At 69.7% G+C, this 20793-nt stretch carries 20 protein-coding genes and 1 pseudogene; 13 read left to right on the top strand and 8 right to left on the bottom strand.

What is annotated here, in order from left to right:
• Positions 1-5 precede the first annotated feature (5 nt).
• Positions 6-566: a dihydrofolate reductase family protein gene (locus tag AB0383_RS19925; protein ID WP_364176851.1), complete on the bottom strand. Its 561-nt coding sequence runs from the start codon at positions 564-566 to the stop codon at positions 6-8.
• A gap of 96 nt (positions 567-662) precedes the next feature.
• Between AB0383_RS19925 and AB0383_RS19930 the strand changes: the two genes are divergently transcribed.
• A complete protein-coding gene (locus AB0383_RS19930; protein ID WP_366188146.1) occupies positions 663-1607 on the top strand; it encodes an LLM class F420-dependent oxidoreductase in 945 nt (314 codons plus the stop codon).
• Between the two features lie 12 nt (positions 1608-1619).
• Here AB0383_RS19930 and AB0383_RS19935 read toward each other — a convergent pair whose 3' ends face one another.
• The 5 genes from AB0383_RS19935 to mptB all read right to left on the bottom strand — a co-directional run bounded on the left by AB0383_RS19935 (position 1620) and on the right by mptB (position 7048).
• Positions 1620-2552: an acyl-CoA desaturase gene (locus tag AB0383_RS19935; RefSeq protein ID WP_364176856.1), complete on the bottom strand. Its 933-nt coding sequence runs from the start codon at positions 2550-2552 to the stop codon at positions 1620-1622.
• Positions 2553-2670: 118 nt separating this feature from the next.
• The gene (locus AB0383_RS19940; protein WP_364176858.1) at positions 2671-3648 is read right to left on the bottom strand and encodes a COX15/CtaA family protein; all 978 of its coding nucleotides are present in this window, start codon (positions 3646-3648) and stop codon (positions 2671-2673) included.
• A gap of 83 nt (positions 3649-3731) precedes the next feature.
• Positions 3732-4514, bottom strand: coding sequence for an ABC transporter permease (locus tag AB0383_RS19945; protein WP_364177071.1), 783 nt, complete (start codon positions 4512-4514; stop codon positions 3732-3734).
• A gap of 2 nt (positions 4515-4516) precedes the next feature.
• Entirely contained in the window at positions 4517-5443 is a 927-nt protein-coding gene (locus tag AB0383_RS19950) for an ABC transporter ATP-binding protein (RefSeq protein ID WP_364176861.1), read from the bottom strand.
• Positions 5444-5449: 6 nt separating this feature from the next.
• Complete coding sequence (gene mptB / locus AB0383_RS19955; protein ID WP_364177074.1) at positions 5450-7048, bottom strand: polyprenol phosphomannose-dependent alpha 1,6 mannosyltransferase MptB; 1599 nt, start codon at positions 7046-7048, stop codon at positions 5450-5452.
• Positions 7049-7293: 245 nt separating this feature from the next.
• On the opposite strand from mptB, the gene AB0383_RS19960 reads away from it, so the two are divergent.
• The 7 genes from AB0383_RS19960 to AB0383_RS19990 are packed head-to-tail and all read left to right on the top strand — an operon-like array spanning position 7294 to position 13725.
• Positions 7294-8082 (top strand): metalloregulator ArsR/SmtB family transcription factor, encoded by a 789-nt coding sequence (locus AB0383_RS19960; protein WP_364177077.1) that lies wholly within the window; start codon positions 7294-7296, stop codon positions 8080-8082.
• Complete coding sequence (gene sufB / locus AB0383_RS19965) at positions 8079-9527, top strand: Fe-S cluster assembly protein SufB (protein WP_364047737.1); 1449 nt, start codon at positions 8079-8081, stop codon at positions 9525-9527. Before AB0383_RS19960 ends, sufB begins: the two co-directional genes overlap by 4 nt.
• 2 nt (positions 9528-9529) lie before the next feature.
• Positions 9530-10702, top strand: coding sequence for a Fe-S cluster assembly protein SufD (gene sufD, locus AB0383_RS19970; protein WP_364176863.1), 1173 nt, complete (start codon positions 9530-9532; stop codon positions 10700-10702).
• A 32-nt stretch (positions 10703-10734) separates the two neighbouring features.
• Positions 10735-11505, top strand: a complete 771-nt coding sequence (gene sufC, locus AB0383_RS19975; protein WP_364176865.1) for a Fe-S cluster assembly ATPase SufC — start codon at positions 10735-10737, stop codon at positions 11503-11505.
• 50 nt (positions 11506-11555) lie between these two features.
• On the top strand, positions 11556-12872 hold the full coding sequence (locus AB0383_RS19980) for a cysteine desulfurase (protein WP_364176868.1): 1317 nt from the start codon (positions 11556-11558) through the stop codon (positions 12870-12872).
• Complete coding sequence (gene sufU, locus AB0383_RS19985) at positions 12869-13318, top strand: Fe-S cluster assembly sulfur transfer protein SufU (protein ID WP_364176871.1); 450 nt, start codon at positions 12869-12871, stop codon at positions 13316-13318. Before AB0383_RS19980 ends, sufU begins: the two co-directional genes overlap by 4 nt.
• On the top strand, positions 13315-13725 hold the full coding sequence (locus AB0383_RS19990) for a metal-sulfur cluster assembly factor (RefSeq protein WP_220238731.1): 411 nt from the start codon (positions 13315-13317) through the stop codon (positions 13723-13725). The genes sufU and AB0383_RS19990 overlap by 4 nt, the downstream gene beginning before the upstream one ends.
• A 73-nt stretch (positions 13726-13798) precedes the next feature.
• On the opposite strand, the gene AB0383_RS19995 is transcribed toward AB0383_RS19990, so the two are convergent.
• Positions 13799-15340, bottom strand: a complete 1542-nt coding sequence (locus tag AB0383_RS19995; RefSeq protein ID WP_364176874.1) for an SMI1/KNR4 family protein — start codon at positions 15338-15340, stop codon at positions 13799-13801.
• A 59-nt stretch (positions 15341-15399) separates the two neighbouring features.
• Between AB0383_RS19995 and AB0383_RS20000 the strand changes: the two genes are divergently transcribed.
• The 4 genes from AB0383_RS20000 (at position 15400) to lepB (AB0383_RS20015) (ending at position 17822) form a co-directional block, all read left to right on the top strand.
• Positions 15400-15810 carry a hypothetical protein gene (locus tag AB0383_RS20000; protein WP_364176877.1) on the top strand — a complete coding sequence of 137 codons (411 nt, stop codon included), beginning with the start codon at positions 15400-15402 and terminating at the stop codon, positions 15808-15810.
• Positions 15807-16142, top strand: a complete 336-nt coding sequence (locus AB0383_RS20005; RefSeq protein ID WP_364176879.1) for a YnfA family protein — start codon at positions 15807-15809, stop codon at positions 16140-16142. Before AB0383_RS20000 ends, AB0383_RS20005 begins: the two co-directional genes overlap by 4 nt.
• Positions 16143-16171: 29 nt before the next feature.
• Complete coding sequence (gene lepB, locus AB0383_RS20010) at positions 16172-16960, top strand: signal peptidase I (RefSeq protein WP_364176882.1); 789 nt, start codon at positions 16172-16174, stop codon at positions 16958-16960.
• Positions 16961-17033: 73 nt separating this feature from the next.
• A complete protein-coding gene (lepB, locus tag AB0383_RS20015) occupies positions 17034-17822 on the top strand; it encodes a signal peptidase I (RefSeq protein ID WP_364176884.1) in 789 nt (262 codons plus the stop codon).
• On the opposite strand, the pseudogene AB0383_RS20020 reads toward lepB (AB0383_RS20015), so the two are convergent.
• Positions 17746-19693 (bottom strand): annotated as a pseudogene (locus tag AB0383_RS20020) (AarF/UbiB family protein). The gene lepB (AB0383_RS20015) and the pseudogene AB0383_RS20020 overlap by 77 nt on opposite strands.
• Positions 19694-19891: 198 nt before the next feature.
• On the opposite strand from AB0383_RS20020, the gene AB0383_RS20025 reads away from it, so the two are divergent.
• Positions 19892-20443 (top strand): snapalysin family zinc-dependent metalloprotease, encoded by a 552-nt coding sequence (locus AB0383_RS20025; RefSeq protein WP_364176887.1) that lies wholly within the window; start codon positions 19892-19894, stop codon positions 20441-20443.
• The last annotated feature ends 350 nt before the right edge of the window (positions 20444-20793 follow it).

Genomic DNA, 20793 nt, shown 5'->3' on the forward strand with positions numbered 1-20793 from the left:
GTCCGTCAACCTCGCGCCGGTCGGTAGCGCAACGACACCAGGCCCGGATCGGCCCCGGGCTCCGCGCTGAGGAGCTCCCATACGCTGCCAGTGCCACCGGGGCGGGCGAAGGTGTCACCATCGGGGACGATGACCGGCACGACGGTCAGGGCCAGCTCGTCGATCAGCCCGGCCGCTGTCAGCGTCTGGCCGAACCGGCCGTGACCGCAGACGATCAAGTCCCCACCTGCTTCCCGCTTCAGCGCGGCGACGGCGTCGACGACATCGTCGTCGATCACCGCGGTGTTCGTCCATCGAGGTTGCCGCAGGGATGAGGAGAACACGTATTTGCGCATGGCGTTGAGGTGTGCGGCGTACTCGCCCGGCGTCGCCGGCCACTGCCGGGAGAAGATGTCGTAGGTCCGCCTGCCCATCAGCATGGCCTCGTAGCCACGGAGCGCGGCCAGCGACGCGGCCGCGCTACCCGGGCCGAAGTAGGGCCCCGCCCACTTCAGCGGCTCGCTGATCACACCGTTGAGCGACACGAGCGTGCTGAGCACCAGTCGCCGCGGGGTTTGCCTCGTCATGGGGAGTTGGACCCGGCACGGGCCGAAAAGGAATCGGTCCGGCCGGTGGGTGCCGCGCGACGATTCCTTCGCGGGGCGCCGGCGGTCCAAGAGACCATGAAAATCAGCTACTACCTGCCCACCGGGACGACCCACGAGTTCGCGGGCCACACGAACCCGGTCACCGCGTTCGACAAGCTGCTCGAGCTGGCCCAGGTCGCCGACGCGGCCGGTTTCGCGACCATCTGGGCTCCGGACCACTTCATCCCGTTCGGCCCTTCGGGGTCGTACGTGTTCGAAGCCTGGACTACGTTGGCGGCGCTGGCCCGCGAGACCGGCACCGCGCGGCTCGGTCAGCTCGTCACCGGCAACGGCTACCGCAATCCCGCTCTCCTGGCGAAGATGGCCTCGAACCTCGACGTCGTCTCCGGCGGACGGCTGACCTTCGGCATCGGAGCCGGCTGGTACGAAGACGAGTACCGGGCGTTCGGCTACGACTTCCCCGGCGCGGGAGAACGCCTTCGGCGGCTGGAAGAGGCGCTGCAGATCATCAAGGAACTGTGGACCGGGAAACCCGCGACCTTCACCGGCCGGTACTTCACGACCGACTCCGCAGTGAATTCGCCGACGGGCGTCCAGCTCCCCCACCCACCTGTGATGATCGCCGGGGGCGGGGAGAAAGTGACGCTCCGCCTGGTCGCGCTGTACGGCGATCTCTGCAACGTGCAGGAACCACCCGAACAGGTGCGCCGCAAGTACGGGATCCTCGCTCGCCACTGCGACACGGTGGGACGTGATTTCTCGGCGATCACGAAGACATCGACGACGTACTGCATCATCGCGGACACCGACGAGGAAGCCCGCGCCGCCGTGCCGACGTGGGCGCCGCTGGTGTTCCCCGGCGACCTGGCCGCGTACGGGCTCGTCGGCACCATCAACACGATCCGCGAGCGGCTCGACGGCTACCGCGACGCCGGGGTCGACGAGCTGATCGTCGGCTTCGGGAACGCGCTCGACGCAGAAACTCTGCGCACCTTCGCGGATGAGTTCATCGTGAACTGAGCCGGTGCGGTACTAGGCGGGCTGCTTTCGCTTGGCGGCCAAGCGATCGGCTCGGGGCCATCGCACGTCGGTGGCCCAGCCGAAGCGCTCGAACAGCCAGATCACGCGCGCCGACACGTCGACCTGGCCGCGCAGCACGCCGTGGCGCGCGCAGGTCGGGTCGGCGTGGTGCGAGTTGTGCCACGACTCGCCCATCGACAGGATCGCGAGCGGCCAGAAGTTGGCGGCCTTGTCGCGGCTGGCGAAGGGGCGTTCACCGATCAGATGGCACACGGAGTTGACCGACCAGGTCACGTGGTGCAGCAACGCGATACGCACCAGGCCCGCCCAGAAGAACGCCGTGACGGCGCCCCACCACGACCAGGTGATCAGCCCGCCCAGCGCGGCCGGCAGGGCGACGCTGAGCGCGATCCACAGCGCGAAGAAGCGGTTCACCAGCCGCAGGTCGCGGTCGCCGACGAGATCCGGGGCGAAGCGGTCGGCGTTGGTCACCTCGCGCTTGAACATCCAGCCCATATGCGCGTGCCAGAACCCGCGCAGCAGCGCCGCGGGCGACGTGCCGAACAGCCACGGCGAGTGCGGATCGCCCTCGCGGTCGGCGAACGCGTGGTGGCGGCGGTGGCTCGCGACCCAGAAGATCACCGAACCCTGCACCGCCATGCTCCCCGACACGGCCAGCGCGATCCGCAGCGCGCGTGGCGCCTTGAACGCGCCGTGCGTGAAATACCGGTGGTACCCGACGGTCACGCCGAGCGTGCCGAACGTGTAGAAGACCACGAACAGCGCCGCGTCGACCCAGCTGAGCCCCCAGCCCCACAACAGCGGAACGGCGGCGACCAGTGCCACGAACGGCACCAGCAGGAAAGTCTTGAGCACGACCATCTCCGCCGGACCCCGGCGTCCGGAGATCAACGGCTTCACGGTGCTGGACTGGACGGACGTCATGAGCGTCACCTCGCGGCGCTTCGGATGGCGATTCCGAGCCGAAGAGTAGGTGCCCGTTCTGTCCGCTGCGCCGACGGCGAGCCGACGGAGAGTTACGAAGGCGTGGCCGTCCGGGGCGTCAGCCCGCCGGGGTGAGTTCGCGGTCCGTCGGAGGCGCCGGTTCCAGCGACACCACCGGGCCGCGGTCTCGGGTGCCGGTCCACAGCGCCGCCGTGACGACGATGACCAGTGCCGAGCCGAGCACGTGGAACGACACCATCGCCTCGGGGACGCCGAGCGCGTACTGCACGGTCCCCAGCACGCCCTGCGCGAGCGCGACCGCCCAGACCCACGCGTAGCGCTGCCACACGCTCTTCGGCGCGCCCACGCGCAGCAGCTGCAGGCCGAAGACCGCGAGGACCACGAGGTAGACGATCAGGAGTCCGCTGTGGACCTGGGCGAGCTTCTCGATGGGGACGTCGAGGCGGTGGGTGTGGATGTCGCCGCCGTGGGGGCCGGCGCCGGTGACGGTCGTGCCGGCGATGAGGACGGCCCACATCAGCACCGTCAGCAGCACCAGCACCTTGCGGCCCAGTGGCGGCACGATCGGGCGCGCGGGTTCGTCGCCCTCGCGGAACGCGCGCAGCAGCAGCACGGCGAGCCAGATCAACGGCGTGGAAGCGAGGAAGTGGATCGCGACCGTCCACCACTCCAGCTTCGCCAGCACGGTGATGCCTCCGAGCACGGCCTGCAGCACGACGCCGCCCGGCATCGTCCAGGCCAGCACCAGCAGCCGCTTGCGGCTCGGGTGGTCGATGAGGATGCGCCACGCCGTGAGCACCGCCAAGGCGGCCACGACGATGACCGCGCCCGTCAGCATGCGGTTCGAGAACTCGATCCACTGGTTGACCGCGTGGATCCCGGGGTGCTGCACCGGCACGAGACTGCCGGGCACGCACTGCGGCCACGTCGGGCAGCCGAGGCCCGAACCCGTCACCCGCACCACGGACCCCGTGACGCCGATGCCGCCCATCGCCACCACGGCGGCGATCCCGACGGCTCGTTGCACGCCGACGGAGGGATAGGGCAAGCGGGCGATCAAACTGCGAAGAGGCACGGGGGAATCGTACTCGCGCGCAATTCCGCGCTTTCCCACCGCATGCACGGCGACGCTTTTCTCACACCCGTTTCACGCCGCACTCAGGTGAGTTTTGTGGTCCGTGTCGCGATAAGTCCGGACACGATCGCCCACACGGCGAGCACCGCCATCGGCCCGACGGCGAAGTGACCGTCCACCAGCGCCGCGCGCATGCCTTCCGCGAGCGCGCCCGAGGGCAGCAGCGAGACGACCACGCCGAGGCCCGCCGGCAAAGCCGAAGGCGCCAGCAGGATCCCGCCGGCGAGCAGCAGCACGAACCACACGATGTTGGCCAGCGCCAGCACCGCTTCGGCCCGAAGGGCGCCGCCGAGCAGCACGCCCAGTGCGCCGAATGCGGCCGTGCCCAGCACCAGCAGCACGATCGCCGACGCGATTCCGGCACCCGAGGGCGACCAGCCCAGGAACGCCGCCACCACGCCGATCACGATCGACTGCAGCACGACCACCACGAGCGCCGCGACCACGCGCCCGGCCACGAGGAGCCAGCGCGGCAGCGCGGTGGCCGAAAGCCGTTTGAGCACGCCGTAGCGCCGGTCGAAGCCGAGCGCGATGGCCTGCCCCGTGAACGCCGACGACATCACGGCCAGCGCGAGGATCCGCGGTGTGATCCAGTCCACTTTGGACGTCGAGCCGAGCTGGCTCGCGGGCAGGATGTCCAGCAGGCTCAGGCCGATGAGCAGCGCGAGCGGGATGATCAGCGTGAGCAGCAGCTGTTCGCCGTGGCGCAACGTCAAAGCGGCCTCGATGCGCGCGTGCGTGCGCAGCATTCGGCCCAGTGGGCCGCGGCCCGGCGCGGGGGTGAAGGTGCCTTCCGGGAACGTCATGCTCACGCTCGCAGCTCCCGTCCGGTCAGCTCGAGGAAAACCTCTTCCAGCGTGCGCCGCCCCACCTGCAGCTGTTCGGGCAGCACGCCCTGTTGCGCACACCACGACGTGACGGTCGACACCACCTGCGGATCCACCGCGCCTTCCACGAGGTACGAACCGGGCGAGGACTCGCTCACGCGATAGCCCTCCGGCAGCGCCGCCGTGAGCAGCGACAGGTCCAGCCGCGTGCGCGCGCGGAACCGCAGCTGCGCGGCGTCGCCCGCTTCCAGCGTCAACGCGTGGGGCGAGCCCTGGACCACGACCTTGCCGTGGTCCACGATCACGACCTGGTCGGCGAGCGCTTCCGCTTCTTCCATCAGGTGCGTGGTGAGCAGCACGCTCACGCCGTCGCTGCGCAGCGCGGCCAGCAGCTCCCACACCAGGCGCCGCGCCTGTGGGTCCATGCCCGCGGTCGGTTCGTCGAGGAACACGAGCTCGGGCCGCCCGACGAGCGCGCACGCCAGCGAAAGCCGTTGCTGCTGCCCGCCGGAGAGGCGTTTGAACGGGGTGCGCTTGGCGCCGGCCAGCCCGAGCACGTCGAGCAGCCACGCGGGGTCGAGCGGGTTCGCCGCGCACGACGCGACCAAGCCGAGCATTTCGGCGGCGTGCACACCCGGGTAGGCGCCGCCGCCCTGCGGCATGATGCCGACGCGCGGGCGCAGCCGGGCGCTGTTTTTCACGGGATCGAGGCCGAGGACCCGGACTTTTCCGGCGTCAGGCTTGCGAAACCCTTCGCAGATCTCCACCGTGGTCGTCTTGCCCGCGCCGTTGGGCCCGAGCAAGGCCAGCAGGCAGCCACGCTCCATCCGCAGGTCGAGCCCGTCGACCGCGGTGGTGGAGCCGTAGCTTTTCACCAGGCCGGTGATCTCGACCGCTGGGTTGTCCACAACGAATTACGATACGACGTCCACCACGGCGGGCCGTTCCGGGGACGTCCTGGAGAGCAGGAGCGGCGAAAGCCGGTACACCCACGCGAGCCCGCCGAGCGTCACGAGCACGGCCGCGCCGTAGGCCCACGGCAGGATGTAGGCGTGGCCGTCGAACGTGCTCCCGGTGGGCGGCAGCAGGAACGGCAGCCCGGCGCTGATCACGGTCGCGGCCACGCGGAACCGCGACGTGCCCGCCGCCGCGGCGAGGGGAATCACGGCCCACAGCACGTACCACGGCTGCAGGTTGATCTGCAGGATCATCGCGGCGCCGAGCGCCACCCCGAGCCCGATGATGGGCCGGTAGCGCCACTTGAAGCTGGCCCACAGGAACTTGACGGTGACGAACGCCGTCACCAGGTAGCCGAGCGCGCCGATGATGGGCACCAGCGCGTCGGTGTGGTTGCCGAGCCCCAGCGCGATGCCGAGCACCCCGGTGAGGTTCGCCAGCTCGGCGGTGGGGGAGATCCACGAGCGCACGAGGCCGGGGGTGCCGAGCGCGCCGATCCAGCCGAAGCCCAGACCCGTGCCGTAGGAGACCACGACGAGCACCGCACCGAACAGCAGCGCCATCGGCACGCCGGCCCGCACGAGGTCCTTGATGCTCCCGTGCCAGCGCCGCGCCACCATCACCGCGAAGAACGGCAACGCGAGCAGTGCGGGCACCTTGACCGCGGCTCCGAGCGTGATGATCGCTACACCGAGCGCGATGCACAGCAGCTCACCCTTTGCCATCGGCGGCGGGGAGTCGCCCTTGACGCGCACCGGCAGCCGCCGGATGCCGACCTCCAGCCCGGCGACCATCAGCCCGATGGCCAGCGCGTCGTTGTGGGCGCCGGCGATGAAGTGGAAGATCAGCAGGGGATTGGCTGCGCCCAGCCACAGCGCCGTCACCGGTTGAACGCCGAAGCGGCGCGCCAGCCGCGGCACCGCCCACACGATGAGGACCACGCCGACGAGCGCCAGGCCGCGCTGCAGCAGCACGCCCGTCACGATGTTGGTGCCGCCGATCGGCGCGAGCCAGCCGCCCAGGCGCAGCAGCAGCGGCCCGTACGGCGCCGGCGTCTCGCGCCACATGTTGGCCACGCCCGCGGTGAGCGGGTCGGCCACGCCGAGCGCCTGGGCCGGGCCCAGGGTGTAGGGGTCCATCCCGCGGTGCACGATCTCGCTCTGCGCGAGGTAGCTGTAGACGTCCCGGGAGAACAGGGGCGGGATGAGCAGCAGCGGCGCCACCCACATCGCGATCGTTCGGGCCAGCTGGCCCTGGCTGGCCAGGCGGGCGCTCGCGGGCCGGGCGAAGCGGCCGAGCATCAGCCAGCTCAGCACGAGGATGCCCATGCCGGAGAACGCGATGGCGAGCGAGACGGTGGGGATGCGGGTGAACAGGCGCAGCACCGGCAGGTCCTGCACCGGGTTGATCACGGGCGCCGCGCCGGCGCCGAGCGAACCGAGCGCGAGGAACAGCGAGCCGACCGTGCCGAACCGCCGGACGATGTCGAGGCCGCGGTGTTCGGCCTGGTCGAGCGGCTGCGGCTCGCGCGGGAGGACGGGCGAAGGTGGCGCCACGGCCGTCGCCGTGTCGCCGGGTGTGCCCACTTCCGGGTCCCGCTGCACGGGTTGCTCGCCGACTGCCACGTCAGGAAGGGTATCGAGTCCCTCCGGCCGTGACGCGGGTCACTGCCGGACACCCCGCCTTTGCCCCTGCGCCGGAAATAAGACACACTTGTGTTGTGAAAAAGAACGGGACGCCTGAGGTAGAGGTCTGCGAGGAGTTCGGCGATCAGCCGCGCGCCGCGGATCTCGGCGTTCCTGTGCAGGTCAGCCAGGCTAATTCGCTCGAAGGACGCACGCGCCACGAGGTGGCACGCCTGCTTCTCGAGCAGGGCCCGATGACCGCCGTGGTGGTCGCGGAGCAGCTCGGCATCAGCCCCACGGCCGTCCGTAGGCACCTCGACGCACTGGTGGCCGACGGCGAGGCCGAGACCCGTGACGCGCCCCGGCGCGGTCCGCGCGGACGCGGGCGCCCGGCCAAGTTCTTCCTGCTCACCGAGTCGGGCCGCGCCCGGTTCGGGCACGCCTACGACGACCTCGCGGTGTCGGCCATCCGGTTCCTCGCCGAGCACGCAGGGGAAGGCGCCGTGCGCGCGTTCGCGGAGAGCCGCGTCGACGCGCTGGTGGGCCCGCACCGCTCCGCCATCACCGGTTCGAGTGATCCCGCGGAGCGCGCCGAGGCCCTGGCCACGGCCTTGACCAGGGAGGGCTACGCTGCGTCGACCCGCCAGGTCGGTGTCGGTGAACAGCTCTGCCAGCACCACTGCCCGGTCGCGCACGTCGCGGCTGAGTTCCCGCAGCTGTGCGAGGCCGAGACCGACGCGTTCGCCCGGCTGCTCGGCACCCACGTGCAGCGGCTGGCGACGATCGCACGCGGCGACAACGCGTGCACCACACACGTACCCGCCGTGACGACGGGTATCCCGGCCCTTCCCGAGCCGGACAGCACCAGGCCCTCCGGGACGACCGAGGCGGTTGCGGCGACGCAGCCGGCGCGGGCGGACCGGGGGCGTACAGCACGGATCCCGAATGGAGGGAAACCCGCATGACTGCCGCTGCCGAGCAGCGCACTCCCACCACCGCGCCACTGAGCCAGGAAGAGACCATCGAGTCCCTTGGCAAGTACGCGTTCGGCTGGGCCGACTCCGACGAGGCGGGCTCGACCGCCCGCCGCGGGCTGAACGAGGACGTCGTCACCGACATCTCCTCGAAGAAGTCCGAGCCGGAGTGGATGCGCGAAGCCCGCTTGAAGGCGCTCAAGCTCTTCGAGCTGAAGCCAATGCCGAACTGGGGAGCCGACCTCTCCGGGATCGACTTCGACAACATCAAGTACTTCGTGCGCTCCACGGAGAAGCAGGCGGCCAGCTGGGAAGAACTTCCCGAGGACATCAAGAACACCTACGACAAGCTGGGTATCCCCGAGGCGGAGAAGCAGCGCCTCGTCGCCGGTGTCGCCGCGCAGTACGAGTCCGAGGTCGTCTACCACCAGATCCGCGAGGACCTGGAGGCGCAGGGCGTGCTGTTCCTGGACACCGACACCGCGCTCAAGGAGCACCCGGAGATCTTCCAGGAGCACTTCGGCTCCGTGATCCCGGCCGGCGACAACAAGTTCTCCGCGCTGAACACGGCGGTGTGGTCCGGCGGCTCGTTCATCTACGTGCCCAAGGGCGTGAAGGTGGACATCCCGCTGCAGGCCTACTTCCGGATCAACACCGAGAACATGGGCCAGTTCGAGCGCACGCTCATCATCGTCGACGAAGACGCCTACGTGCACTACGTCGAGGGTTGCACCGCGCCGATCTACCAGTCCGACTCGCTGCACTCGGCGGTCGTGGAGATCATCGTGAAGAAGGGCGGCCGCTGCCGCTACACGACGATCCAGAACTGGTCGAACAACGTCTACAACCTGGTCACCAAGCGCGCCAAGTGTGAAGAGGGCGCGACCATGGAATGGATCGACGGCAACATCGGTTCCAAGGTCACCATGAAGTACCCGTCGGTCTTCCTCATGGGCGAGCACGCCAAGGGCGAGGTCCTCTCGGTCGCATTCGCGGGCGAGGGCCAGCACCAGGACGCGGGCGCCAAGATGGAGCACCTCGCGCCGCACACCTCCTCGACCATCGTGTCGAAGTCGGTGGCGCGCGGCGGCGGCCGTACCTCCTACCGCGGCCTGGTCCGCGTCGCGAAGCGGGCGCACCACTCGCGCTCCAGCGTGGTCTGCGACGCACTGCTGGTCGACACGATCTCGCGCTCGGACACCTACCCGTACGTGGACATCCGCAACGACGAGGTGTCCATGGGCCACGAGGCCACGGTGTCCAAGGTCAGCGAAGAGCAGCTGTTCTACCTGATGTCGCGCGGTCTCGACGAGGCCGAGGCGATGGCGATGATCGTGCGCGGGTTCGTGGAGCCCATCGCGCGTGAGCTGCCGATGGAGTACGCGCTCGAGCTGAACCGCCTGATCGAGCTCCAGATGGAAGGGTCCGTCGGCTAGTCATGTCGGTTACCGAGAACAACGTTGCCGAGTCGCTGCGGGAGGGCGCCGTCATTCCGGCGGCCTCCCGCGCCGAGCGGTTCACCTCCTACGACGTCGAGGCCTTCGAGGTCCCGGGCGGACGTGAGGAGAACTGGCGCTTCACCCCGATGAAGCGTCTGCGCGGCCTCCACGACGGCACGGTCGTCGCCTCCGGCGAGATCACGCTCGAAGCCGACGCCGCGCCCGAGTTGACGATCGAGACCGTCGGCCGAGACGACTCGCGGCTGGGCCAGGCCGGTGTGCCGAGCGACCGGATCGCCGCCCAGGCGTACTCCTCGTTCCAGAAGGCAACCGTCGTGACGGTGCCCAAGGAGACGAAGGCGTCGAAGCCGTCGGTGCTGCGCATCCACGGCCCGGGTGAGGGTTTGGTCGCTTACGGGCACCTGCAGGTCCGCGCCGAGGCGTTCGCCGAAGCCGTCGTCGTGCTCGACCACGTCGGCTCCGGCACTTACGCCGACAACGTCGAGTTCGTCATCGGCGACAGCGCCAAGGTCACCGTGGTCAGCGTCCAGGACTGGGCCGACGATGCGGTGCACGTCTCCGAGCAGCACCTCAAGCTGGGCCGCGACGCCGCGCTGCGGCACACCGTGATCACCCTGGGTGGTGACCTGGTCCGCGTCTCGCCGACGGCGACCTTCACCGACAAGGGTGGCGACGTCGACATGCTCGGCGTCTATTTCGCGGACGGCGGCCAGCACCAGGAGCACCGCCTCTTCGTCGACCACGCGGTGCCGAACTGCAAGTCGCGAGTGGGCTACAAGGGCGCGCTGCAGGGCGAGGGCGCGCACACGGTGTGGATCGGCGACGTGCTGATCCGGGCCGAGGCCGAGGCCACCGACACCTACGAGTTCAACCGCAACCTGGTGCTCACACCCGGGGCGCGCGCGGACTCCGTGCCGAACCTGGAGATCGAGACCGGCGAGATCGAAGGCGCCGGCCACGCGAGCGCGACGGGAAGGTTCGACGACGAGCAGTTGTTCTACCTCCAGTCGCGCGGAATCGCGGAGGAAGCGGCGCGGCGGCTGGTCGTGCGCGGGTTCTTCCACGAGATCCTGGTGAAGATCGACGTGCCCGAGGTGCGCGAGCGCCTCGAAGCCGCGATCGAGGCTGAGCTCGAAGCCGTTGGCGCCTGACCCCGTCCACCGCAGACTTTAGGAAACGAAGAATGGCTACCCTGGAAATCAAGGACCTGCACGCCTCGGTCAACACCGACGAAGGCGCCAAGGAGATCCTCAAGGGCGTGAACCTGACGATCAAGTCGGGCGAGACCCACGCGATCATGGGCCCCAACGGCTCCGGCAAGTCCACGCTGTCCTATGCGATCGCCGGTCACCCGAAGTACCAGGTGACCTCCGGCGAGGTGCTGCTGGACGGCGAGAACGTGCTCGAGATGACCGTGGACGAGCGCGCCCGCGCCGGCCTGTTCCTGGCCATGCAGTACCCCGTCGAGGTGCCCGGCGTCTCGATGTCCAACTTCCTCCGCACCGCGGCCACCGCGGTCCGTGGCGAGGCCCCCAAGCTGCGCCACTGGGTCAAGGAGGTCAAGGAGGAGATGGGCAAGCTCGAGATCTCGCAGGAGTTCGCCGAGCGCTCCGTGAACGAGGGCTTCTCCGGCGGCGAGAAGAAGCGCCACGAGATCCTGCAACTGGCGTTGCTCAAGCCGAAGATCGCCATCCTCGACGAGACCGACTCCGGGCTCGACGTCGACGCGCTGCGCGTGGTTTCCGAGGGTGTCAACCAGTACAAGGCTTCGAGCGAGGTCGGCGTCATACTGATCACGCACTACACCCGCATCCTCCGGCACATCACCCCGGACTTCGTGCACGTCTTCGCCGACGGGCGCATCGTCGAGTCCGGTGGCAAGGAGCTCGCCGACGAGCTGGAGGAGAACGGCTACGTGAAGTACGTGGGCAAGGCCGAGCCGGCCGCGCTCTGAGTTTTCGCCGCATCACGAAGTTCCCGACTACACCGAGAGGAGTTGGCTCGATGACCACCACGGCTTCGAACAGCCCGACCAACTCTGTTCCCCTTGACGTGGCGGCACTGCGTGCCGACTTCCCGATCCTGTCCCGCACCGTGCGCGACGGGAAACCCTTGGTGTACCTGGACTCCGGCGCGACCTCGCAGCGGCCGACGCAGGTCCTCGACGCCGAGCGCGCGTTCCTCGAGACCTCCAACGCCGCCGTGCACCGCGGTGCGCACCAGCTCGCCGAGGAGGCCACCGACGCCTACGAGTCCGCCCGCGCGCGGATCGCCGAGTTCGTCGGTGCCTCCCCGGAGGAGCTCGTGTTCACCAAGAACGCGACCGAGGGCATCAACCTCGTGGCGTACGCGATGAGCAACGCGAGCACGGCCGGCCCGGAGTCAGAGCGGTTCAAGGTCGGGCCCGGCGACGAGATCGTGATCACCGAGATGGAGCACCACGCGAACCTCGTGCCCTGGCAGCAGCTCTGCCAGCGCACCGGGGCCACGCTGAAGTGGTTCAAGGTGACGCCCGAAGGCCGGCTCGACCTGTCGGAGATCGACGAGCTGATCACGCCGCGCACCAAGCTGGTCGCCTTCGCGCACCAGTCCAACGTGCTCGGCACGATCAACCCGGTCGACGTGCTCGTGGCCAAGGCCAAGTCGGTCGGCGCGCTGACCGTGCTCGACGCGTGCCAGTCGGTGCCCCACGGGGTGTACGGCCAGGGGGCCGTGGACTTCGGGGCACTCGGCGTGGACTTCGCGGCGTTCTCCGGGCACAAGATGCTGGCACCGTCCGGCATCGGCGTGCTCTACGGGCGCAGCGAGCTGCTCGAAGCGATGCCGCCGTTCCTCACGGGCGGGTCGATGATCGAGCTGGTCCGCATGGAGGGCTCCACGTTCGCCCCGCCGCCGCAGCGGTTCGAGGCCGGCGTGCCGATGACGTCGCAGGCCATCGGCCTCGGCGCGGCCGTCGACTACCTCTCGGCGATCGGCATGGAGCGCATCGCGGCCCACGAGCACCTGCTCACCGAGCACGCGCTCGCCGGGATCAGCGCCATCGACGGCGTCCGCATCATCGGGCCGACCGACATGGCAGACCGCGGCGGCGCGGTGTCGTTCGTGATCGACGGCGTGCACCCGCACGACGCCGGCCAGGTGCTCGACAGCCTGGGCATCGCCGTGCGCGTGGGCCACCACTGCGCGTGGCCGCTGCACCGGGCGTGCTCGGCGCAGGCCACCGTGCGCGCCACGTTCTACCTCTACAACACACTGTCCGAAGTGGACGCTCTCGTCGACGGTATCCGCGAGGCGCAGAAGTTCTTCGGGGTCGCGAAGTGAACCTCGAGAGCATGTACCAGGAGATCATCCTGGACCACTACAAGAACCCGCACGGACGTGGCTTGAGCGATCCGTACGACGCCGAGTCGTTCCAGGTCAACCCGACCTGCGGCGACGAGGTGACGCTGCGCGTGAAGCTCGCGGACGGCAAGGTCGAGCAGGTGTCGTACGAGGGGCAGGGCTGCTCGATCAGCCAGGCCTCCACGTCGGTGCTGACCGACCTCGTCACCGGCCACACCGTGGAGGAGGCGTTCACCACCATGGACGCCTTCGTGGAACTGATGCAGGGCAAGGGCAAGGTCGAGCCCGACGAGGACGTGCTGGAGGACGGCATCGCGTTCGCCGGCGTCGCCAAGTACCCGGCGCGCGTGAAGTGCGCCCTCCTCGGTTGGATGGCGTTCAAGGACGCCGTGGCCCGCACCACCACAGGAGCTGAGAAGGCATGAGCGAAGAGACCGTGGCCCCGGAGGCCGACCCTCGCGAAGGGCGCACCGCCGCGGACCTGCCGGAGCAGACGGCGTCGTCGGTGCCCGCCGACGTCGCCAAGATCGAGGACATCGAAGAGGCGATGCGCGACGTCGTGGACCCCGAGCTCGGGATCAACGTCGTCGACCTCGGCCTGGTGTACGACATCCGCGTGGAGAAGGACAACTCGGCCACGCTGGACATGACGCTCACGTCGGCGGCGTGCCCGCTGACCGACGTGATCGAAGACCAGACCTCCGCGGCGCTGACCTCCGGCGGCCTCGTGAGCGACTTCCGGATCAATTGGGTCTGGATGCCGCCGTGGGGCCCGGAAAAAATCACCGACGACGGCCGCGAGCAGCTGCGTGCGCTCGGGTTCACCGTCTGAGCTTTTTTCGAAGGAACAGGCCATTCCGCTTCTGGCGGGGTGGCCTGTTCTGTTTCGCGGGCCGTATAACGTCCTACACAGCGCCGGTCAATTCGGTGTACCAGGGAGCTTCGCGCTCAGGCGAGAACCGGCTCCAGAGCCCAGCAGCCGCAGCCACCGGTGTCCGGCGCGGGACCTGGAGAGCTGCTAAGCGGGGGAATGGGGCGCCGGCCGCGAGCAGGTGACCGACCTGGGCGCGAGACAGGCTGAGCACACGCAGGTTCGGCAGCTCCGCGATCCGTTCCAGCTCCAGTACCTCGGCCTCGGCGACGGCGAGCCGTGTGAGGTTCGGCAAAGCGGCGAGCTCCTGCACCGCCACGGGCCGCGTGAGCCCGGCGAGCTCGAGACTCCACAGCGAATGGCCGGCGAATGCGCGGAGGTCGACTTCACCCGCGCGCACCCTCAGCGCCTCGATCGCCGGCAGGTGATCGAGGCCGCCGATGATCCGCGTGGCGCGATTGACCTCCAGCTCCCGCAGCGCGGGGAAGTCCTCGATCACGCCGAGGTTCACGGTGCCGGCGTCGTTGAGGCACAGGTGCTGCATCAGCTGCCGGTCGGCGATCTCGTGCACAGCCGACGCCGAGCCGGTCACCACCCCGCTGTGGCTGCGGAACTTGTTGTCCCGCAGCGCAACTTCGGTCCGCAGGAAAGCGCTGCCGCCGCCCTTCTTGTGCTTGCCGGCACGCAGCGCCTCGACGACCTCACGGATCATCGCCGTGACGGACGGCGCGACGTAGCGTAGCCCCTCGACATCCCGTCCGTACTCCAGAACCTGGCCGGCGCGTCCGCCCGGGGCGGGGTCGAGGTCGGCGCACAGGAAGTTCAACGCGCGGTCGCTGCCGAACGGGATCCACCAGTCGTTGCGAGACAGGCGTTTCACGAGCCCGAACGGCGGGGGCTCGAATACGACGCCGGTGTCGGACACGCTGTCTTCCCAGCCGTACGCGCCCGGCGGGCCGCCTGTGTGGTCGCCGACCACCTGGTCCAGCGGATTGGCCGAGTACGGCCCCAACAGTCCGGTCTCCTCGGGATCCCCGTCGGCCACGAGGTAGAGCGCGCGCAGGTCTTCCGGCAGCCGGGCACCGATGCGCTCTTCGACAGCCGAGATCTCCGCCTCGGTCCGTCCGGCCGGCCAGGGCGGTGCCTGACCCTTGATTCGCGTGTAGTGCCCGGCGAACTCCTCGCACAGCGCCGTGAGCTCGGCGAGCACAGCTGGATTCGTGGGCGCGCCGGTGGGGGCCGCGGCTGCCGGCCTCGGCATACCGGGCAACGGGTGTCCTGGGTAGCGGAAGTCCTCGTCGAACAGAAGCCAGCCGTCGGCGACCGGCCAGAGCGCACCGCCGGCCTCGAACGTGTAACTGCCGTCAGCGCGCAGCCGCACTTCGTACGTGCCGGGCCGGGCGTCGTAGAGGGCGCGCATGCCTGCGGCGCCGCAATCGACCCGGTGGCGGGCCGGAGCCCAGGCGTCGAGGACCAGTGCGCCGCCGGATACGCGCACTCGCAGCACGGCTTCTTCGGCGCCGACGGCTTCGTGCAGCGCGGTCGCCAGTCTGTGGGCGACGTCGTCAAGATCCATGGCGGTGAAGCTAGCGCGAAGGTCCGACGAAAACCGGGCCCGGGTGCTATGACTGGGGCATGACCGAACCGGACAACGAGGAGAGACCCCGGCGTGGCCTGGCCGTCGCGGCGGTGGCGATCGCGGCTGTGGGCTTCATGTTGGTCGTGGCGACGTGGATCGCGTGGTTGCTGGTGCGGCCCAGGATGGAGGCGGGGCCGGTGTACCCGATCGTGGGGCAGGTGTTTCTACTCGTGCTGGGGGCGCTGTTCTTCGTCGGGCTGCTGGCCGGGGTGCTGGCGATCGTGCTGGGCCTGACCGGCGGTGGTCGCGAACACGGAGGCGACGTGGCTCGCGCGGGCGTGCTGCTGGGCGGGCTCACGTGCGTGGTCGCGCTCGGCGGGGCGGTCGCGTTCGCGGTCAATCCACTGTGGACATCGACGATGGTCACCTTCGACACGGGGACCCTCGGTAACCCCTTCGGCCGATGACGGTCCTCAAGTCGGTCGCGTTGTTCGTCGCGGCCGCGGTGCTGGAGATCGGCGGCGCGTGGCTCATCTGGCAGGGCGTGCGAGAGCACCGCGGCTGGGCGTGGATCGGCGGGGGCATCGTGGCGCTCGGGCTCTACGGATTCGTCGCCACGCTGCAGCCCGACGCCCACTTCGGCCGCATCCTCGCCGCGTACGGCGGGGTTTTCGTGGCCGGCTCGCTCGCCTGGGGCGTGGTGGCCGACGGCTACCGGCCCGACCGGTTCGACGTGATCGGCGCCCTGCTGTGCCTCGTGGGCGTCGCGGTGATCATGTACGCGCCGCGAACCGGGTAACGCTCGCGCAACGCCCACGATAGATCAACGTGACCGAACCCGACTTTCCGCCGCCGCCCGCTCCGGTGCAGGTCAAGCGGCGGTTCTCAGCGCTGCTGGCAATCTTCCTCGTGCTCGCCGTCGTCGGAGCCGTGGCCGCGGCGACCGGTGTCGTGAAGGTGCTCGGCTACAGCATGGTGACCGTGCCGGGTGGCTCGATGGCCGGCACGATCCCGCCGGGCACCACCGTCGTCTACAACTGGGGCGAGGGCCGAGAGATCCACCGCGGCGACCTGGTCGTGTTCCAGGCCGATGCATTGCCTGACATGGAACGCGGTCGGCTCCTCAAGCGCGTGATCGCGGTCGGTGGCGATCGGGTGGTCTGCTGCGACCCCGGCCACCGGATCGAGGTCAACGGCAAGTCGGTCACCGAGCCCTACCTCGACCCGAAGGTGTCACCCGCTGCGGCGGCGATGCCCTTCAGCGCGCAGGTGCCGCCGGGCACGATCTTCGTAGCCGGCGATACGCGCGACAACTCCAACGACTCGCGCATCTACGTCAGCGCACCTGGTGCGGGTGCCGTCCCCCTGTCCAAGGTGGACGGTGTGGTCGTCGCGAAGGGCAGCATCTTCGCCTCGGAGAGCTTCAAGCCCACCACGGCGTTCACCGACGCGGGCCTGCCGGGAGCGTCCACCGAGGACACCGACCTGAGCAAGGACCGCTACCTCGCGGCCGGTGGTGCCGTGGTGTTCCTGCTCGGGTTCATCGGCGCGATTGTGATCGCCGTGCGGTCCGCGGGAAGGCGACGAAAAGCAGCCGCAGTCCCACCAGCGCACTGATCACGAGCAGGTTGCCGCCGAAGACCTGGTCGGGCGGCGGGTAACGCCGGCCGGGCCGGTCCGATAGAGGTGCGTGACAGACTTCCCGGCGCCCCCGGCGGCGCCGCCTCGCACGCGCCGGTTTTCGCCGTTTCTGGCGCTTTTTGTGGTGTTCGTCGTGGCCGGCGCCGCGCTCGTGGTAACCGGGGTGTTGAACGTGCTCGGCGGCTACAGCACATCGCGCATCGGCGGCCGCTCCATGGAAGCCACGATCGCGGCCGGCGACCCCGTGGTTCTGCATTGGGCCGGGAGCCACGAGATCCACCGGGGCGACCTGGTTTCGTTCCAGGCCGACGCGTTCCCCGACATGCCGCCCGGCTACTACTACATCAAGCGCGTGATCGCGGTCGGGGGCGACCGGGTGGTCTGCTGCGGGCCCGACAACCGGCTGCAGGTGAACGGCAAGACCGTCACCGAGCCCTACCTCGATCCGGCGGTGTCACTTTCGGCCGGCGCCTACGAGTTCGCGACGCAGGTGCCACCGGGTTCGGTTTTCGTCGCGAACGACAGGCGCGACATCACCGACGATTCCCGCGAGTACGTCTACGACCCCGGCGCCGGCTCCGTCCCGCTGTCCAAGGTGGACGGTGTGGTCGTCGCAAAGGGGACGATCTTTTCCTCCGTGACCCTCAAGCCCACCACGGCCTTCACCGACGCCGGCCTGCCCGGAGCGGCCACCGCGGACACCGGTCTCACCACCGACCGGTACCTGGCGGCCGGAGGTGCCGCGCTGTTCCTGCTCGGGTTCATCGGTTTGATCGTGACCGTCGCGCGCTCCGGCGGAAGACGACGAAGAGCAGCCGAAGGCCCACCAATGCGCTGACGACCAGCAGGTTGTAGCCGAAGACCTGGTTGAGCGTCAGGTCCGGCAGCAGCCGCGGGCCGCTCGCGCTGCCGAGCAGCAGCACGGCCATCAGACCGGTCGCGATGCCGATGAACGCCAGCAGCACTTCGTGCACGAGGCCGGTCACGAGATCGCGGTCGCGTTCGTCGGAGAACAGTCGCACGTTGACCGAAAGCCGGCCCCCCTCCAGGGCCGCGCCGATCCGATCGACGCGGCGGGGAAGCCGGCGCAGCACCGGCAGCAGGGCCAGTACCTCGTCGCGCATGGTCTCGGGCCGCAGGCGGGCGCCGATCTGCTCGCCGGCGAACGCGCGTGATTCGCTGACCACGTCGAAGCCGGGTGCGAGCGTGGCCAGGGTGCCTTCGGCCGTCGCGAGCGCGCGGAAGACGGCGGCGATGGGCGGCGGCACGGCGAGGCGGAAGTCGGCGACCACGCGGAACAGGTCGGTGAACAGGTCGAACCCTGGCGCCCGGCCCGGGCCGAAGTGGCGCACGAGCAACGCGCCGAGCGCGCGTTCCAGGCGTTGCTCGTCGATCTCGTCGGGGCGGTCGACGATCTCCAGCAGCCCGTCGCGCAGCCCCGCCGGGTCGCCGCGGTCGAGGGCGAGCAGCAGGTTCTGCAGGCCGGCGCGCAGGCCCGCGTCGAGGCGGCCGACGGAGCCGAAGTCGAGCAGGCCGAGGGTGCCGTCGTCGAGCAGGAGGACGTTGCCGGGGTGCGGGTCGGCGTGGAAGACGCCGCCGATGAGCACCTGGTCGAGCAGGCAGCGCAGGAAAGCCCGCGCGAGCTCCTCACGGTCGCCCGGCGCCGCGGTGGAGAGGGGTTTGCCGTCGAGGCGGCCCATCACGAGTACGCGCTCGGTGGACAGTGCTTTGTGGACGGTCGGGAGTGTCCACCCCGGCCACGGCCCGGGCCGCCACGGCTTCGACGTTGGCCGCCTCCACGCGGAAATCCAGCTCCTCGGCCAGCGCGTCGGCGAAGCCGTCGGCCAGGTCGGTCACGCCGAGCGCCCGGGCCCAGCCGGCCCGTTCGTCGAGGAGCGCGGCGAGGCGGCGGACGATGTCGACGTCGCGTTCGGCCTGCGCGCGGATGCCCGGCCGCTGGACCTTGACCACGACCTCGGCGCCGGAGCGCAGCCGCGCGCCGTAGACCTGTGCGATCGACGCCGCCGCGAGCGGTTCCGGGTCGAACTCGGCGAACACGTCCTCCGGATCGGCGCCGAGTTCCTCGCGCAGCAGGGCGAACACGGCTTCGGCGGGTGCGGGCGCCACGCGGTCCTGGAGCCGGCCGAGCTCGTCGACGAAGGCGGGCGGCAGCAGGTCGGAGCGGGTGGAGAGCAGCTGGCCGAGCTTCACGAACGTCACGCCGCCCTCCTCCAGCGCGCGACGCAGTGACCGCGCGAGCTTGGCGTGGCGGCCGGGCCCGAGGCCGGGTTCGCGGCGTCCCGCGAGGTACCCGCCGAGGCCGTGGCCGATCGCGATGCACACGATCCGCGAGTAGTGCCGGGCCCGCGCCACGCGGGCGCGCACCGAACGCAGCTGCCCGAACAGCCCGAGCCCGGCCCCCGACGGCGCGGCGAGCTCCGCGACGAACAGGAACAGCAGCGTCGCGGCCAGCGCGCACCCGGCCAGCGGGATGAGCAGCCCGGCCGCCGCGCCGGCGCTGGTGAGCACCGCGAGGGGGAAGGTTCGGACAACTAGGCCGCCGACGACGCAGCCGAACACCGCCGCGCACAGCGCCCGGACGTACCCGACGCGCACGCCGAGCACCCGCCGCGACGCGGCGACGAGCGGCCACAGCACGAGGACGTAGGCGAAGAGGCCGACCAGCAGGTTTCCATGGTTGCCGAGCACACCAGGGTTCGCGGCCGGGCGGTTCCAGCCGTGGCGGGACCGCGCTCACTCCCGCGGGGGACCGTGCTGACGGACAGTGCCGGGTCACCTACTTTCGGACGTGGCCACCGGGATTGGTTAACTCCTAACGTCGTGGGTCGAACCGCGGTTGCCGGATTTCCGGTGACCGGAGCGGACATTTCGGTGAAGGAGACGCGAATGAGGGCACGCGGGTTCGGGAGCATCGCGGCGATCGCGGTGGCGGTGGCGGCGCCGCTGGGTGTCGGGCTGGTCGCGGGGCCGGGCGCGGAGGCCGCCGCGGCGACGACCGTGTACTACACGTCGAGTGGGGCACCGGACTACGTGGCTCAGATCGACCAGGGCGCGGCGAACTGGAACGCCGTGGTGACCGATGTGAAGCTGGTGAAGCGCTCGTCCGGGGCGACGGTGGTGTTCCACGAGATCCACAGTGGCGGGTCGTATACGCAGACTGATGGCCATGGGAACGGGGACGTTTATTTGGATACGTCTCAGGTAGCGGAAGGGTTTGATCCGACGAGGATTGCGGCGCACGAATTGGGGCACAATCTCGGGTTGCCGGATGATTACGACGGGCCTTGTTCGGAATTGATGTCGGGGCATGGGCCGGGGACTTCGTGCACGAACGCCAAGCCGAGTGCGCAGGAGGCGGCGAAGGTGCAGCAGTTGTGGCGGAACGGGTTCGGGGGTGTGAAGGTCTTGGGGACTCGGGTTACGGCTGGGGTTTATTGAGCGATTCAGGTTCTGTTGAGGATTGGGTGGTGGGTGCGGGAAGCCACCCCGAAGTTTAATTGTGACTACGGTTCAGGGCCATTTTGTCAAGGCTGGAAAGATTACCTTGACAAAATGGCCCTGAACCGTGTTTTGGCTTCGGATCGGGGCGGGGGAGGGGCTGGGCGTTCCTGCGGGGTGGGTAGATCGGCTGCGGTTTGACCGGGGGGAGTAGCGCTGCTGTTGTGGTGCCGGGTGCCGGGTGCCGGGTGCCGGGTGCCGGGTGGCGGTTTTGGTGTGGGGTTCGGGCTCGCTGAATTGCCTGTTGTCGCGTTGCCGGGTGAGTTGTTCCCGCTGTGGAGGGAGGCGGC

Origin of the sequence: Amycolatopsis sp. NPDC051373 (assembly GCF_040689465.1) — a bacterium.
In the GTDB taxonomy this organism is placed as follows: Bacteria; Actinomycetota; Actinomycetes; order Mycobacteriales; family Pseudonocardiaceae; genus Amycolatopsis.